Origin of the sequence: Mucilaginibacter sp. (assembly GCF_039925265.1) — a bacterium.
Classification (GTDB): Bacteria; Bacteroidota; Bacteroidia; order Sphingobacteriales; family Sphingobacteriaceae; genus Mucilaginibacter.
Window position 1 is genome coordinate 14514 of sequence record NZ_JBDSZG010000029.1, and the last position, 16854, is coordinate 31367.

The 16854-nt window shown below is 46.0% G+C and carries 11 protein-coding genes; 8 read left to right on the forward strand and 3 right to left on the reverse strand.

Translation table 11 applies throughout. From position 1 onward, the window contains the following. The first annotated feature begins 20 nt into the window (after positions 1-20). The 8 genes from ABIX36_RS13505 (at position 21) to ABIX36_RS13540 (ending at position 12986) form a co-directional block, all read left to right on the forward strand. On the forward strand, positions 21-1304 hold the full coding sequence (locus ABIX36_RS13505; RefSeq protein WP_348082691.1) for a mandelate racemase/muconate lactonizing enzyme family protein: 1284 nt from the start codon (positions 21-23) through the stop codon (positions 1302-1304). A gap of 13 nt (positions 1305-1317) precedes the next feature. Then, positions 1318-2451, forward strand: coding sequence for a bile acid:sodium symporter family protein (locus ABIX36_RS13510; protein WP_348082692.1), 1134 nt, complete (start codon positions 1318-1320; stop codon positions 2449-2451). 167 nt (positions 2452-2618) lie between these two features. Continuing rightward, on the forward strand, positions 2619-3455 hold the full coding sequence (locus ABIX36_RS13515) for a fumarylacetoacetate hydrolase family protein (protein WP_348082693.1): 837 nt from the start codon (positions 2619-2621) through the stop codon (positions 3453-3455). Continuing rightward, complete coding sequence (locus ABIX36_RS13520; protein WP_348082694.1) at positions 3455-5047, forward strand: aldehyde dehydrogenase (NADP(+)); 1593 nt, start codon at positions 3455-3457, stop codon at positions 5045-5047. The genes ABIX36_RS13515 and ABIX36_RS13520 overlap by 1 nt, the downstream gene beginning before the upstream one ends. 22 nt (positions 5048-5069) lie before the next feature. Continuing rightward, complete coding sequence (locus ABIX36_RS13525) at positions 5070-6785, forward strand: IlvD/Edd family dehydratase (protein ID WP_348082695.1); 1716 nt, start codon at positions 5070-5072, stop codon at positions 6783-6785. 22 nt (positions 6786-6807) lie between these two features. Further along, on the forward strand, positions 6808-8124 hold the full coding sequence (locus tag ABIX36_RS13530) for a gluconate:H+ symporter (protein WP_348082696.1): 1317 nt from the start codon (positions 6808-6810) through the stop codon (positions 8122-8124). A 180-nt stretch (positions 8125-8304) separates the two neighbouring features. Continuing rightward, positions 8305-11463, forward strand: coding sequence for a SusC/RagA family TonB-linked outer membrane protein (locus ABIX36_RS13535; protein WP_348082697.1), 3159 nt, complete (start codon positions 8305-8307; stop codon positions 11461-11463). A gap of 11 nt (positions 11464-11474) precedes the next feature. Beyond that, positions 11475-12986, forward strand: a complete 1512-nt coding sequence (locus ABIX36_RS13540; RefSeq protein WP_348082698.1) for a SusD/RagB family nutrient-binding outer membrane lipoprotein — start codon at positions 11475-11477, stop codon at positions 12984-12986. 81 nt (positions 12987-13067) lie between these two features. Here the strand turns inward: ABIX36_RS13540 and ABIX36_RS13545 are convergent, their stop codons facing one another. The 3 genes from ABIX36_RS13545 to ABIX36_RS13555 form a co-directional block, all read right to left on the reverse strand. After that, positions 13068-14252: a family 43 glycosylhydrolase gene (locus tag ABIX36_RS13545; RefSeq protein WP_348082699.1), complete on the reverse strand. Its 1185-nt coding sequence runs from the start codon at positions 14250-14252 to the stop codon at positions 13068-13070. A gap of 111 nt (positions 14253-14363) precedes the next feature. Then, positions 14364-15545, reverse strand: coding sequence for an alpha/beta hydrolase-fold protein (locus tag ABIX36_RS13550; RefSeq protein ID WP_348082700.1), 1182 nt, complete (start codon positions 15543-15545; stop codon positions 14364-14366). A gap of 65 nt (positions 15546-15610) precedes the next feature. Beyond that, the gene (locus tag ABIX36_RS13555; RefSeq protein ID WP_348082701.1) at positions 15611-16732 is read right to left on the reverse strand and encodes an alpha/beta hydrolase-fold protein; all 1122 of its coding nucleotides are present in this window, start codon (positions 16730-16732) and stop codon (positions 15611-15613) included. Positions 16733-16854: the final 122 nt, after the last annotated feature.

Below are 16854 nucleotides of genomic sequence, written 5' to 3' on the forward strand. Positions count from 1 at the left end.
ATACAGCTAACCATAAACTTATGTCAAACCATCAAAACAGGCGCAGCTTTCTTACGAAGGCCTCGTTAGTAAGTGCTGCCGTACTGGCGGCACCATTAAACAAAACATTTGGCCAGGGATTGATAGACGCCAAAGAGCGTACATCGCAGGCATCATCCCCAACCGACCTAAAAATTACCGATGTTAAATGCGCGTATGCCGGAGGAGGGCTTTTTGTAAAGATATACACCAACCAGGGCATTTGGGGCTCGGGTGAAGGAGTTGATGCAATAGCAGGCACCTACTACCTGGTGCAGCGCATGGGGGCTATGCTTAAGGGCCGCAGCCCGTTAAACCCCAACAGGATAGCCGAAGAAATACGAAAGGCAAACTTTTTCGGGGGGGCGCAGTCTGGTATGTTCGTTGCTGTGCTTACTGCGGTGGAGGCTGCCCTTTGGGATCTTACGGGCAAAGCCCTTGGCATACCTGTTTACCAGCTATTGGGCGGCAAGTTTCGTGACAAGTGCCGGGTATACTGCGATACGGAATTATATACAGCTACGCATCCTACCCCTAATGATTATGCAAAGGCCGCCCGTGGTGCGGTTGACCGAGGGTATACTGCCGTTAAATTTGATATTGACGATGGGCGTGACCCCAATAAGTTTGACCGTTACAACTGGACAGCGAGCAACGCCGAACTGGACAGAATGTATAATGCCATTGCTGCTGTTAGGAAAGAAGTAGGGCCAAATATTGATGTGTGTGTAGATATGCATGGCCGCTATGATGCTACTACCGGCCGCAGGGTTGCAAAAATGATGGAACCCCTGAATTTAATGTGGTTGGAAGAACCTATCCCCGCCGATAATATTGACGTTTACAAAACGGTTACCCAGGAAACAAGCACGCCTATTTGTGCCGGTGAGAATTTTTACCTGGCGTATGGTTACGCCAAACTACTCTCTGAAGCAGGGGTAGATATTGTGATGCCCGATCTGCAAAAATGTGGTGGCTTAGGCGAGGGGCAGCGTATAGCCAATTTGGCCAACCTGTACTATGTGCCATTTTCGCCCCACATGGTGGGGTCCTTTTTGGGGGCCATGGCAACCGCGCACGTTTGCGCCTCGGTACCCAATTTTCATATTATGGAATGGCAAACCTTGAGCGACACCGAACCCAAATGGAAAGAAATAATAACGTACGATAAACCATTTATCGAAAAAGGGTTCCTGGTATTGTCTGATAAGCCGGGAGTAGGTGTGGAAATCAACGAGGAGGGACTGAAGAAGTACGCCATACCTGGTGTTCCGTTCTTCGCTTAAAATCAATTCAAACATGAGCGTTTTTTATAAAATCGTCTTTTCATTGACGGTTGCAGCACTTGCCTGCTCAATTTTAACGATTATGCTTAGTGGCATGGCGCAGGCAGGCCCGTATTTGCTTGCGTTTTTTGGTCTGCTTGCGCTTAGCCTGCAAGCATATCCACAAACAAAAAGCTTTTCATACACCGTGGTTATTTTTGCGGCTGCTGCTATGGCGCTTTACTACCCCGCGCTTTTTATTAGTTATGGCAGTTTCAAATACGCCACGCTAATTATCCCGCTTATCCAGCTTATCATGTTTGGCATGGGTACCTCTATGCACTACACAGATTTCCTTGGCGTATTAAAAGCCCCTAAAGGGATATTGATAGGGGTAGTTAGTCATTTTATCATTATGCCTTTACTTGGCTTTAGTATAGCTACCCTCAGCATAAAGTTAACCGGTATGCCTGCTGAGATAGCTGCGGGCATTATCCTGATAGGTTGTTGCCCTAATGGTATGGCATCTAATGTGGTATCCTACCTGGCTAAGGCAAACCTGGCTCTATCGGTAACCATAACCAGCATTTCTACAATTCTTTCGCCTTTGGTGACGCCTTTTTTGATGAACCTGCTTGCAGGCCCGCTTATTGAAATAGACCCCTGGCTAATGGTTGCGGATATTTTTAAAATGGTAATGATCCCCATTGCGTTGGGCCTGCTGTTTTCTTCAGTGGCCAAAGGGCGGGCCAACCCGCTAAAAAAAGTGATGCCCACGATATCTATGGGCGGCATTATCTGCATTATTATCATTATAACAGCTGCCGGGCGGGAGAGCCTGCTTAAAGTCGGGCTGGTATTAACCGTGCTGGTCCTGATACACAATATTGGCGGCTATTTGCTTGGGTATTGGTCGGCAAAGCTGTTTAGGATGGAAGAACGGGATTGCCGCACTATTGCTATAGAAGTTGGGATGCAAAACGGCGGTATGGCAGCGGGGCTGGCAAAGGGGATGGGTAAAATAGGTACGCTGGGTTTGGCTCCGGTTATTTTTTCAACTTTAATGAACATTACAGGCTCGTTACTGGCTTCGTATTGGCATAAAAAACCACCGGCCCATAGTGCAGAAGCCAATTGCAAGGAATCGGTACCGAATAATACCGCATAAGTGTTTTCCCATACAATTTTTGTGTAAAAATCATCGCTGTGGTTTTTTGGAAGATAGAGTAATAGGGATTAACATTCTTTGTAATGTAACCAACTGTAAGCGAACCAACGCATTTTTTGAATCAAACAACAAGTACCGTGCTAAACGCGGTATGCTTATAAACTGCTATGCATATTTTTAAAACGAACGATAAAGTTATTGTTAAATACTCGGGCCTGTTTTACAGCTCGCCGGAATGGAACTGGGATAGTTTTATAAACCGCGAGGCGCTGTATGTGCAGGTATTAGCCGACATCCGCAATGTGCCGGCCAACCCCTCATTATCGGCTGAGTTAGAACAGTTAAGCGCGCCTATTGCCAACCAGGAGATCTGGGCATCGGGTGTAACCTATTTGCGCAGCATGGATGCCCGCATGGAAGAATCTAAAGACGCTGGCGGCGGCGATTTCTATTCGAGGGTATACAGCGCCGAACGCCCCGAACTGTTCTTTAAATCGCCTGCATACCGCGCTGTTGGCAGTGGTGGTACTGTACGCATCCGTAAGGACTCCAAATGGAACGTGCCCGAGCCGGAACTGGTGTTGTTTATTTGCAGCGCCGGTACTATCGAAGGTTATATGATAGGTAACGATATGTCATCGAGAGATATAGAAGGCGAAAATCCCTTATACCTCCCGCAGGCAAAATCCTATGATGGCGCTGCAGCGGTTGGGCCATGCCTGTATGTGCCGGGCGAGCCTATCTCTCCCGATACAAAGATCCAACTGGAGATTTTACGTGGCGAAGAGCAAATGTTTGCCGACGAAATATTGATCAGCAGGATGAAACGTACGCACCAGGAACTCGCAAAATATCTTTTTATGGAGATGTCGTTTCCGGCAGGGGCATACCTGATGACCGGTACAGGCATTGTGCCTCCCGACACATTCACGCTGAACTATGGTGATGTGATCAATATCTCTATCAGCAATATAGGCACACTTACAAACCGGGTAGGGGAATAATGATGACAAACTTTGAAGGCAAGCAGCTGATAGACGGCCAAAGTATTGCAACGGGCACCGATTACTTTCATTCGGTGAATCGTGCGTTGGGAGAAGATCTTGAATTGCGATTTTTAAATGCCTCCCAGGAATATATCAATATGGCTGCTGCTGCGGCCCGAAGAGATTTTACCATAACCCGGGCTAAAACCGGGATTGAAAAAGCAAGCTTTTTAGATGCGATTGCTTCTGAACTTGAAAAAGTACGGCCGGAATTGGTTGAAATGGCCTGTTTGGAAACCGCGTTAGCCACAGCGCGGATAGAAGGCGAATTTGCCCGGACAGTAAATCAGATAAAATTATTTTCAACGCTGCTACGTGATGGGCATTGGGTAGATGCCAAAATAGATACCGAAGATTTGCAGCGCAAACCTGCGCCAAGGCCCGATATCAGGTCTATGCTGCGCCCGATAGGGCCCGTAGCCGTATTCGGAGCCAGTAATTTCCCGCTCGCTTTTTCTGCAGCCGGAGGGGATACGGTAAGTGCTATTGCCGCGGGGTGCCCTGTAATATTCAAGGCACATCCCGGGCACCCGGCAACCTGCGAAATTGTGGGGAGGGCCATAGTTGCTGCGGCGGCTGCGAGCGGTATGCCGCTTGGCTGCTTCTCGCTGCTCCAGGGAAATATTCCGCAGGTGGGTGCCGCCTTAACTGTTCACCCTTCAATTAAAGCAATTGGCTTTACAGGCTCCTACCGGGTTGGGCGGTTGGTACACTATGCTGCTGCCGAAAGGGCCGAACCTATACCTGTATTTGCCGAGATGGGCAGCTCAAATCCTGTTTTTGTATTGCCGCAAGCTTTAAAAGACCGACGAAACACTATAGCGGCGGGTTACACAGCCGCGCTCACCCTTGGTCTGGGGCAATTTTGCACCAATCCCGGCTTGTTGATCCATCAGTCCGGCGAAGAAGACGATGCTTTCCATCAAAGTTTGGCCGATAATTTAAAAGCTGCGATGGGTGGTGTAATGTTAACTCCCGCAATAGCACAGGCGTACAGCTCGGGTGTATCAGACAGGAGCACCCTTTACGGCTTACAAGTCCTCGCAAATGGATCTGAAACAGACAACAACGGGTATCACCAACCTGTACTTTTCAAGACTAGCCTTGCAGAATTTAGCCACCATCCGGAACTGGAGGAAGAATTATTCGGCCCCTCCGGAATAGTTATTACGGCTGGTTCACCCGCTGAGTTGACCGCATTTGCCGAAAGCTTATCAGGCCACCTTACGGCTACTGTACATGGTACAGATGAGGAGCTTGAGGCATGCAAAGGCTTGCTGGATGTGCTGGAAACTAAAGTTGGCCGGCTCATCATAAATGGCTACCCAACCGGTGTGGAAGTGGTTGCATCCATGGTGCATGGCGGCCCATACCCGGCTACGACTGACGCGCGAACCACCTCCGTTGGCACAGCGGCTATTTACCGTTTCACCCGGCCTGTTTGTTACCAGGGAATGCCACAGGCATTACTTCCTGATGAGTTAAAAGATGCCAATCCGCTTGGGATATGGCGTTATGTAAACGGCAATTTCAACAATACCTCTATATAAATTAATAATAAAAGAATAAGCGATGTCACAATTTAGAAGTTCGGGTTGGTTTGGTAAAACGGGTAAGATGGGTTTTTTCTACCGAAGTTGGATGAAAAACCAAGGGATGCCTACCGACCTTTTTGACGGCAGGCCTGTTATTGGCATATGCAACACCTGGTCGGAATTAACCCCATGTAACGCCCATTTTCGTGATATAGCAGAATCTGTTAAACGTGGCGTATTTGAGGCAGGCGGGTTCCCGGTAGAGTTCCCCATTATGTCGTTGGGCGAAACACTGCTTAAGCCAACCGCAATGCTTTTTAGGAATTTGGCCAGTATGGACGCCGAGGAGTCGATACGCGGCAACCCTATTGATGGCGTTGTGCTGCTTACCGGATGCGACAAAACTACGCCATCTACCATGATGGGTGCAGCCAGTGTTGGTTTACCAACCATTGTGGTGCCGGGCGGCCCTATGCTGAACGGCAAGTACCGCGGCACCGATATTGGTTCGGGCACGGCAGTTTGGAAATTGACAGAGGACCTGAAAACAGGTAAAATAACAAATGACGATTATCTTTTTGCCGAATCGTGCATGTCGAGAAGTGCAGGGCATTGCATGACGATGGGCACCGCTTCTACGATGGCATGTATGGTAGAATCACTTGGGATGTGCTTATCGCAGGGCGCTGCTACCCCGGCTGTAGATTCGAGAAGAAAGGTAATAGCGCAATTATCCGGCAGGCGCATTGTGGAAATGGTGAAAGAAGGGCTAACTATATCAAAAATACTCACTCGGTCGGCTTTTGAAAATGCAATTAAAGTAAACGCCGCAATTGGCGGTTCTACCAATTTCATTATACATCTCACCGCGATTGCCGGGCGCGTTGGTATCGACCTGAATATCGACGATTTCGACAGGCTGGGCAGCAAGATTCCTTTGTTGCTTAACCTTATGCCATCAGGCAAATATCTTATGGAAGATTTTTACTATGCAGGCGGCCTGCCGGTGATACTAAAAGAACTGAGTAAAGAACTGGATATGGGCGCGATAACCGTTACCGGTAAATCGCACGCAGAGAATATAAGCGATAACAGTACTTGTTATAATAATGAAGTTATAGCCGAATACAATAACCCCATTATCCCTGAGGCAGGCATAGCCGTTTTGAAAGGAAACCTGGCCATTAATGGCGCGGTTATTAAACCCTCCGCAGCAACACCGGCGCTGATGCAGCACACCGGCAGGGCGGTGGTTTTTGAAACGATGGAAGATTACCACGCCAGGATTGATGACCCGGATCTTGATATTGACGAAACCTGCGTAATGGTGCTGAAAGGCGTGGGCCCGGTAGGCTATCCGGGTATGCCCGAAGTGGGAAACATGATATTACCTCAGAAACTACTGGAAAAAGGTGTTAGAGACATGGTGAGGATATCCGACGGGCGGATGAGCGGTACTGCTTACGGTACCGTAATACTTCATGTATCGCCCGAGTCGGCCATTGGTGGCAACCTCGCTTTGGTACAAAACGGCGATTTGATTTGCCTTGATGTACCGGCAAGAAGAATAGACCTGCTGGTTGATGATGCCGAACTGGAAAGACGAAGGTTGCTATGGCAAAAACCCGCGTATCATACCAACAGGGGGTACGTATCCATGTATGAACGCCACGTGCAGCAGGCCGACAAGGGTGCCGATCTTGATTTCCTGGTAGGTAATTCCGGATCTGAAGTAAAACGCGATTCTCATTAATACAAAATAGAGCCGATTGGTAATGACCGTATTCCTATTGATCTTCTGTATCCTGGTGTTGGTAACGCTGATAACGTTGGCAAAGGTGAACGCTTTTCTTGCCTTTCTTATCGTGGCGCTGCTGGCAGGTTGCTTATTCGGGATGCCATTTTCAGCAGTGATTGCCTCTATAAATAAAGGGCTGGGCGATACGCTGGGCTCAGTTGCTATCATTATTGTACTGGGCGCTATGTTGGGCAAACTGGTTGCCGAAAGCGGTGCTGCCCAACGCATAGCTCATTTTATGCACGATTTGTTTGGTGCCAAATATGTAACCTATGCCATGGCATTAACGGGCTTTATTGTAGGCATACCATTGTATTACAATGTTGGCTTTATTTTGCTGATCCCTATCATTTTTTCGGTTGCTTACAGTTACCGTTTGCCGCTTTTGTATGTAGGGATGCCAATGCTTACCGCCCTATCGGTAATGCACGGCTTTTTGCCTCCGCATCCGTCACCGATGACGCTGATCGGCGTTTTTCACGCGGATATTGTAAAAACGTTTGGTTATGGGTTAGTAATTGCAATTCCGGCCATCATTATAGCGGGGCCATTATTTGCGGTTACGCTTAAAACAATAGGCCCAAACGGTTCAAAGCTTATTAACAGCGCCACTATTTTGCCTGAAAGTGAATTGCCGGGTATTGTAAATAGTGTATTGTCCTCGCTTTTACCGGTGATATTAATTTGCCTGGGGTATTTACTGCCGGTGCTTTTTGGTACGGGCGCAATAAGCAAAACTGTAGCGCAATGGCTTGGCGAGCCAATTATTGCTATGCTGTTCACCGTTATCATAAGCACTTATACACTTGGGTTAGCTAAGGGAAGGCCTTTAGCAAAAATTATGGATGGCTATGTGTGCGCCGTGAAAGATATAGCCATGGTGTTGCTCATTATTGGTAGCGCCGGTGCACTCAAACAAATATTTGTGGATAGCAGATTGAGCGATGCGCTTGCGGTTATGCTGATGCATAGCGCACTGCCGCCCCTGTTGCTTGCCTGGATGGCAACGGCCTGTTTACGCCTTTGCCTTGGCTCGGCTACTGTGGCGGGTGTGACTGCGGCGGGGCTACTGTTTCCCATCGCGCAGCATAACAACGTAAACGCGAATTTACTGGTGTTGGCCATAGGGGCAGGGAGCTTGTTTGGATCACACGTAAACGATACAGCCTTTTGGCTATGCAAAGAATATTTTGGCCTCTCTGTTAAGCAAACTTTACGCTCGTGGACGGTTATGGAAAGCCTGGTCTCAATAATTGGGCTTGCGGGGGTATTGTCGTTAAACTATTTATTGTAATACACTATATCAAAATATATAACCAATTTAAAAACTAACCCCTACATAAAATATGAAGAAAAAGATACATTAACTCAACAAGGGCGACGGAGTTGTCGCCAGGAAGGTCTCTTTAGCAATTACCAATTCTGCAAAAGAGATTAATTAAGAACTTATACCAATTGAATTTAACCTAACATTATGAAAAAAAAGATTCAGGCATCCGGAATGATGCTGTCTGTTCTAATAAGTGTCTTTTCGACACTAATTTTTACAACGGACGTAAGGGCGGGAAATACCGGCAATCCCCGTACAGACAGAGCAGTAAATGTGCAGGCAGTTACCGGTAAAGTGCTCGACGAGACAGGGGCACCGCTTGTTGGCGTGAGCGTAAGCGAAAAAGGAACCAATAACGGAGCCATGACCGACGTGAACGGTAACTACAAAATACAGGTTGCCGGCGATAACGCGGTTTTACTTTTTAGTTACTTAGGCTATAACGCCAAAACAGAAGAAGTAAAAGGGCGTAGCGTAGTTAATGTTACCCTGGAGCCAAGATCGAGCGCTATCACCGAAGTAGTGGTAACGGCTTTAGGCATCAAACGCGAATCTAAAAAATTGGGTTACGCTGCAGAGAATGTACGCGTAGGCGAAATTACCACCAACAGGAGCACAAACTTTATTAATTCACTTGAAGGAAAGGTTGCTGGTTTGGATATTTCACCACCATCAGCAGGCCCCGGAGGGAGTACGAAAATAAGGCTGCGCGGGCAGTCTTCTTTTACAGGAGACAATTCTCCATTAATTGTCATCAACGGCCTGCCTATGTCACAAAGTCCGTCGAGTACTAACGGGTATACCCAGTCGGTAGATCTTGGTGATAATATGCAGCAGATAAACCCAGACGATATAGAGACGATGACGGTTCTAAAAGGAGCTACCGCAGCAGCGCTTTATGGCTCCCGTGCAAGCAACGGTGCAATTATCATCACCACAAAAAGTGGCAACAAAAACACGGGTATCGGCGTTGAGTTTACCTCAAACTTTACCCAGAACCAGGCGCTTGATTTTACCGACTTTCAATATGAATACGGGCAAGGTGAAAATAACGTTCGGCCGAAAACCCAAGGCCAGGCTCAAAGCTCGGGTGCCTGGAGTTTTGGGGAAAAGTTTGATAACGCGCCTACCTTTCAATTTGACGGGGTACAACGCCCTTATGCTCCGGAAAGAAACCGTATAAGCAAATTCTTCCGGCTTGCAAACGCCTGGTCTAATACCATCGCATTCTCCGGCGGCAACGATAAAGGTAGCTTCAGGTTCTCTTATTCTAACCAGGATGCCCAAGGTATCGTACCTAATAATGATTATCATAAAAAAATCTTTAACCTGGGCATGAACTACAATTTTACTTCAAAGTTGTCGGCCCAGATCTATATGAACTACGACCACGAGAATAACAAAAATCCACCGGTAATAGGAATTCAGGGGTCATCGGTTACCAACTACATGTATCGTTATTCCAACTCGGTTGGTTTAGATGTATTAAAGGCAGCAGCGGTTGATGCTAACGGTAACGAAACGCCTACATCGCGTTTTACTACCCTTACTAACCCGTACTGGATAATGAACAAACAATTTACCAGGCAAACCAAAGATCACCTTTTGGGTACTGCAAGCCTGCGCTATCAATTTTTTGATTGGCTTTACCTGCAGGGCCGTGTGAATATGGAATACAGCACTTCGTTTTACGAGCAGAATTCGCCAACAGGCACCTTGGCGAACGCCGCTGCGCCTGCCGGCCTTTATAATGGTAGTTACAACTCAAATGATAATTCCTACCGATCGATAAATGCCGACTTTTTATTAGGTGGTGGCCACAAATGGGGAGACTTTTCTTTTGATGCCACTGTGGGTGGAAACAGCTTCCCTTCGTCATCGCCAGGGTATAACGTTTCGGCAACAAACTTTTATGTAAGGGACTTTTACACACTTGGTAATGGCGTAACCAACACAGCCACCTTTGGCGTTACCAAGTCGACGGTTAACTCACTCTACGGAACTGCGGAGTTTGGCTACAAATCGTATTTATTCATAAACTTAACAGGCCGTAACGACTGGTTTTCGGTGTTAAGCCCTGAAAATAATCACTATTTTTATCCATCGATAAGCGGCAGCTTTGTGTTTTCGGAAATGTTTAAGACGTTGCCGTCGTGGCTTTCATTTGGAAAGATCAGGGCCAGCTATGCCGATGTGGGTAGTGCAAATGGTGCCAACCCATATAGTAACTCCCTTACGTACACCGTTTCTCCAAACAGCTTTAACGGGCAGCCACTTGGCAGTATCAGTAACACCTCTACACCAAATCCGAACTTAAAGCCTTTTAGCCTTAAAGAAAAGGAGGTTGGGTTTGAGTTGAGAATGTTTAACAGCCGCGTGAACCTGGATGTTGCCGCGTATGAAAAGCGCACAACCAACCAAATTTTAGGTGTTGCAATTTCTAACGCATCGGGCTATACAAGTACAATTGTAAACCTGGGCGAATCAAAAACCCGTGGCATGGAGTTCCAACTGGAATTAGTGCCGGTGAAAACTCAGAACTTTACATGGCGCTCGGCGTTCAACACCGCCTTAAATAACACCAAAGTGCTGGCCTTGGCAAACGGGCAACAGCAGTTTACAATCGGTACAGGAGAGTTTTTTGGTTCAATAGTTCACCAGGTTGGCCTTCCGTTTAACCAGATATTGGGGTCAACCTATCGCAGAGATGCAAACGGTAAGATCATTGTATCAGGGGGTAAACCGGTGGCAAGTGCTACCCCGGTTCTTTTTGGCAGCGCATTACCTAAAGCTACAGGCGGTTGGGTAAATACCTTTACTTATAAAAAGTTTACGCTGTTGGCTCATATAGATTATAAAGCCGGTGGTAAGGTATTATCAAGTTCCAACCTGAACTTCCTGAGAGAAGGTTTATCAAAAGAATCCCTGGTTGGCCGGGAAGGCGGGGTGAAGTTTGATGGCGTAAATGCCGACGGTACGCCTAACACTACGGCTGTGAATGCTGAGGACTTTTATGCCAATTATCGTTCGCAGGGAATTCTGGATCCTTTTATTTATAAATCAGATTTTATTAAGCTGAGAAATGTTTCGTTAAGCTATGATTTTTCTAAGATGGTGAAAGCTAAATTCATCAAAGGGCTGGTGCTTTCCGCAGTTTGTCACAACGTACTTATCATAAAAAAGTTTACGCCAAATATCGACCCTGAGGCTATATCATCAAGCGGCGATCTTTTAGCCGGTTACGAGCAGAGTTCGCTACCAACAACGCGTACATACGGGTTCAATCTTAACGTTAAATTCTAAAAGAGTCAATTATGAAAAAGTTTATAAAAATTATATTATCTGCTGCTTGCCTGTTTTCTGCCGCAAGTTGCGATAAAGGATTTAGAGAGCTAAATATTAACCCTAATAACACAACCAGCCTAGATCCCGGAATTTTATTTTCCAACGCGGAGTTATTAACCTATGCGTCTTTAATGGAAACCGAGGCAACCGTTGTACAGCAGTTTATCGATCCTTTTGGAGGTGTTACTTCAGCGTTTAATTTCAATGTGCTGAATCAAACGTATACAGTAATTCGTTGGAATAATACATACCCAAATAGCGTAAAACTGCTTGAGCAGATCCTTTCACAGACTAAAGGTGATGCCGGGCGGTCTAACCTTTACAACGAAGCGAGGATATGGAGAGCCTATAATTATATGACATTGGTAGATACCTATGGTGATGTGCCATATAGCCAGGCCGGCCAAGCCTACTTAAACTCAATTCTTTTGCCAAAGTACGATAAACAACAGGATATTTATACCGATCTGGTAAACGAAATAACCACGGCAACTGCTGCCTTAGATGCTACAAAAGACGTAGTAAAAGGTGATGTTTTCTTCGGCGGAAACATTCCGCAATGGAAGAGGTTGGGCTACTCCCTATTGTTACGTATAGGGATGCGGTATTCTAAAACTGATGCTGCAAAAGCAAAAACTATTGTACAGGCTGCATTTGCAGGCGGCGTAATGCAATCCAATGCTGATAACTGTTACTTAAAATATAACAGTACTTACCCTAACCCGGTTACGCAACAAATTCAGCAATTAACCAACACCTATTACCTTGCAGAGCCATTTGTTACGCAACTTAAATCAACAGGCGATCCGCGATTGAAATACATTTCTGCAATTTACGCCGACCCCGGAAAGGCACTAACACTTGCTCCTGATACGGCATCTGCTAACCAATTTGGCCTGCCTATAGGGTACGATAGTGGTACTTTGCCATCAGCGCCCGGTTTTCGCGGTGGGAGTGGGTCTGGGTTTAAATATTCTCAGGTAAATTACAGCGTATTTGGTAAGATAACCGCGCCCCAGTTTTTTATAACGTATGCGCAAACTCAGTTACTATTGGCCGAGGCAACATTCAGGGGTTACATCTCTGGCACGGCAAGCACTTTTTATAACAATGGTGTTAAAGCTGCTATGGATCAGTTTACAACTTTTGATGCTGCTGCCGTTATTCCGGCCAGTACTCAGGATGCTTATCTAAATAGCCCGCTTAATGTGTATTCTGATGCAAATGCTTTAAAGCTCATTAATACGCAGTATTGGATAACTTCGTTTGGCAACGGTGCAGAATCATGGGCCAATTTCAGAAGGAGTGGCTTCCCGGCATTAGCACCAAACACTTACCCGGGTAAGCAAATTAAGGGAAGCTTTGTGCGCAGGTACACCTATCCGCAAACCGAAGCATCTATTAATGCCGATAATTACCGGGCAGCTGTAGCCAGTATAGGTGCTGACGACCTGGATACCCCGGTGTTTTGGGATAAATAATACCCCTCATTATATACTTCAACGCCCCCGTACCTTTAGGTGCAGGGGCGTTTTTAGTTGATGCAGATTGGAAGGATTGATCTATTTGACCTGATACTTGATTACTTGTTGTGTCCAGGTTGGGCCTGCAATAGTAAAAATGCCGTTCCTGAAAAATACCGGCTCTATACCCAACTGCGGTTTGGGTGCATAAGTCTCATCAGAAGCCTTAAACGTCATTCCGTTATAAAAGGTGTAATGGCACGAACTCCATAGTTTCCCGTCGGGTCCTTCAAAAAGGGCATTGTGGCCGGTTTCGGCATACGGGTCGTAAGAGTCATCAAACGGAGCCGCAACCTGAGCCGAAGATCCCCGGTAATTGGATTTCCTTGTTCCGAATATCGGTTCGGGCGAAGCTAATTCCCATGGGCCAAGCGGTGTTTTGGAACGTAAAAGCCCCACCTCGTAACCACGTGTCCAGGTAGAAAAGAACATATAATATATACCGTCCCTCTTTAAAACAAAGGGGCCTTCTATGCCGCCCCACATCCATTTTGGATTTTCCGCGTCGCGTGCTGAGCGGAATTGTTGGACTTCGCCCACTATTTTCCCTGTAGGGAGGTCTATTTTAGCTTGAAACAAACCGTTACCGCTGCAATACAAATAGGTTTGGCCGTCTTCGTCTTCAAATAAAGTAGCGTCATTATTATAACGCGATGTTAGCGGACCATTCACCAAAGTATAGGGGCCTTTAATATCATCAGCTTTAAATAGCCAAACGCTGTGCGTTTTCATCCCTTTCGGGTCATCGGTTGTTACCTTGCCGCTATTAACGGTTAACCAGTATTTGTTTTTTATAAAATGAATTTCCGGTGCCCAAAACCGGCCATTATAGGGGCAATCGGCAGGTAACTTTCGCGAATCGATGATCCACGATTCCTGTTTCCAATGGATAAGATCATCAGAAACAAGCAGCCTTACCCCGGGATTTTGTCCCGTCCAAACAGGAAGCGACGTTCCTGTGCAATACCACTTATTACCCACTTTTAAAATACAGTGGTCGCGCATGCTCATTGATGTATCGCTGATAATAGGGTTGGTGTATGTAAATACTTTCCATTGTTTTTTTGACGGGCTTTTTTTGCCCGTATTTGAATGGATAAAAGATGGCCTTTCATCTTTTGATACCGACTGCGCATTCAGTTTTTGCGTCGAATAAAGGAGCAAGAATGCAAAAAGGGTGCAGAAGAGGGCTTTGGTGTGGAAGCGTGTTAATTCACTTTTCATTTGTTTCGTTTAGCGTATTACTGATAAAATGCGGAACTTATAATAGCCGATAAGCCGAACTAAGGTTTCAAACGGGTGTGAAATTTAGTTCCGTCTTATCGGCTTGTTGTTTTAATCTTTAAAAAGTAGTGTGGCAAAACCATGCAGGCTACGGCGCCAGGTTTGCCATTCGTGGGCAGTTCCGGGCGATTCGTAAGAAGAATATTTAATGCCTTGTTTATCTAACATGGCCCGGAAAGCGCCAATTGACCCTGGAAAAGGGTTAGGTTCTTTTGAACCCCAACTTAGCCATAGTACTTTAAGCTGCTTGTTTATTGCCGCGCCGTCTTTATATTTACCGTCCAGAAAAGTTGCAGGATCAATAACATCCGAACTCGGGTAATTTGGAGTACCGCTGAAACCTCCAATGGCCGAAAATTTATCCAGGTTATTCATGATGATTCGCATGGTTTGATTTGCCCCCATGGAAAGGCCGGCTATTGCCCGGTGTTCACGGTTAGCGATGGTTCTGAATTTTGTGTCGATCATTGGGATGATCTCATTGATCATAACCTCTTCAAAAATCGACTGGGGGCGGGCGCTATTGTCAGCTGTTGCAGGTTGTGGTTTATTAGCATAGCCGTTATCTATCACAATGATCATCGGAACGGCCTTTTTATCGGCAATCAAGTTATCAAGGATGAGATTTGCCTTGCCTTGTGCTTTCCATCCGGTTTCATCTTCAGCACTTCCGTGTTGAAGATACAGCACCGGGTAACGGGTTTTGCTGTTTTGGTTATAGTCGGCAGGCGTATAAACAAAGCAACGCCTCCACGAATTGGTTAATTTGGAGAAATAAATTTGTTCGCTAACCATACCATGCGGTACATCCTTCAAAGCATAAAAATCACGATCATTGGCAGATATCTCAATTCCGCTTCCCCAGCGGCCGGCACCATAAAAGTAAAGGCTTCCCGGATCGGGAACGGAGGCACCATCAATATTGAGCTGATAATAATGAAAACCCTCATCCTGAGGTAGCGATTCGCCGGTCCAAATACCTTTTTCATCCTTTACCAGATCATACTTTTTACCACCTAAATCAAGTTGAACTTTAAAAGCCTGCGGGGCAGATATACTTGCCCTCACCCGGTTTTCACTATTCACCTGCGGGTATTGCCTGCCCTGCTGATTGGTTGATGCAGGCATAAAATCTTCCGAGTCCTTATTGGATTGCGCCATGCTAAAGCTGCCACTGGTTATGACAGCTATTAGCAGGATAGCTTTCTTAAAATAATTTTGAATTTGTTTCACGGTAATAATTTTATGGGTGAAAATTGCCGTTGTTTTACCCGGTTTTAAAAGTGATGTTGTATTATTTAATTTTTAAACAATAAAGGTGCAAGTTCATGCAGGCTTCTGCGCCAGGTAAGAAACTCGTGCGCGGTATTTTCAGAAACAAAAGAAACGGCGTTAAAACCGGCATCTTTTAGCGCTGTTGCAGCTTTATTTACACCAGTTGGGTTTTCCTTACTGCCGCAGCTAATAAAAATAAGTTTCGGTTTCGCTTTGCCGGCAAACTCGGCAGGGGAGTACAGGCCACCGCTGAGTAAGGCGTAGGAGTCAAAAACTTCCGGTTTATTAAGCGTGATGGTATGTGTTTCCATTCCGCCCATTGATAAGCCGGCCATAGCACGATGAGCCTTATCGGCCAGCGTATGAAAATTTGCATCTATAAAAGGAACTAACTCTTCGGTTAGAACGGTTTGGAACGGTTCTATTTTGAAGTTTTTCATTCCACCGAATTTAACCTCGTTCGTCATGCCGTAGGTCATCACAATAATGAAGGGTTTTATTTTACCTTCAGCAATCAGGTTATCCATAATTAAATTGGCATGCCCCTGGTTACTCCAGGCGGTTTCGTCTTCACCCCAGCCATGCTGCAAGTATAAAACCGGGTAACGTTTCGATTTATCGTTTCCATAACCGGGAGGTGTATAAACAAAGGCCCGGCGAGCGGTATTGGTACTTTTAGACGGGAAGAGTATCTGCTGAACATTGCCGTGGGGAACCTCTTTTACCGCGTAAAAATCCTGATCGTGTGCTGGGATCTCAATACCGCTCTCCCAACGGGTGGAGCCATAAAAGTTTAATGCACCCGGGTCGTTAAAAACGCCACCGTCAATGGTGAGGTGATAATAATGAAATCCTTCATCCATTGGTCCTTCGGTTGTACCGGTGAAAAAGCCATCTTCCTCTTTTTTAAGCCTGGTGCCTCCTTTTCCTCCCAGGCCAAGGCTAACCCTTATGCTATCTGCCTGCGGAGCCTTAATCCGAAATCGGGCATACCCCTGCGAGTTCACCTGGGGGTATTCTTGCCCTGGCTGGTTAACTGTGGATGGTTTGAAATCGTCCGATACAGCGGTTTGGCTGGTTTGAGCGGTGCAAATACCGCAAGTTAATGTGGTGGCTAAACTAATAGCTAAACATTTTAAGTTCATTTTTTGATAAATTAAGTTTATAAATTGATGGTTTTTGCTGGTTGGGCCTTGTGGCTGCATTGGTTTCAGCCACAAGATTAAATTTAACTAATAATTGTATTATTAACAATTATTTAGACTGT

Coding starts and splice junctions, on each gene's coding strand:
- ABIX36_RS13505 (WP_348082691.1), top strand. CDS start 21: ATGTCAAACCATCAAAACAGGCGCAGCTTTCTTACGAAGGCCTCGTTA.
- ABIX36_RS13510 (WP_348082692.1), top strand. CDS start 1,318: ATGAGCGTTTTTTATAAAATCGTCTTTTCATTGACGGTTGCAGCACTT.
- ABIX36_RS13515 (WP_348082693.1), top strand. CDS start 2,619: ATGCATATTTTTAAAACGAACGATAAAGTTATTGTTAAATACTCGGGC.
- ABIX36_RS13520 (WP_348082694.1), top strand. CDS start 3,455: ATGATGACAAACTTTGAAGGCAAGCAGCTGATAGACGGCCAAAGTATT.
- ABIX36_RS13525 (WP_348082695.1), top strand. CDS start 5,070: ATGTCACAATTTAGAAGTTCGGGTTGGTTTGGTAAAACGGGTAAGATG.
- ABIX36_RS13530 (WP_348082696.1), top strand. CDS start 6,808: ATGACCGTATTCCTATTGATCTTCTGTATCCTGGTGTTGGTAACGCTG.
- ABIX36_RS13535 (WP_348082697.1), top strand. CDS start 8,305: ATGAAAAAAAAGATTCAGGCATCCGGAATGATGCTGTCTGTTCTAATA.
- ABIX36_RS13540 (WP_348082698.1), top strand. CDS start 11,475: ATGAAAAAGTTTATAAAAATTATATTATCTGCTGCTTGCCTGTTTTCT.
- ABIX36_RS13545 (WP_348082699.1), bottom strand. CDS start 14,252: ATGAAAAGTGAATTAACACGCTTCCACACCAAAGCCCTCTTCTGCACC.
- ABIX36_RS13555 (WP_348082701.1), bottom strand. CDS start 16,732: ATGAACTTAAAATGTTTAGCTATTAGTTTAGCCACCACATTAACTTGC.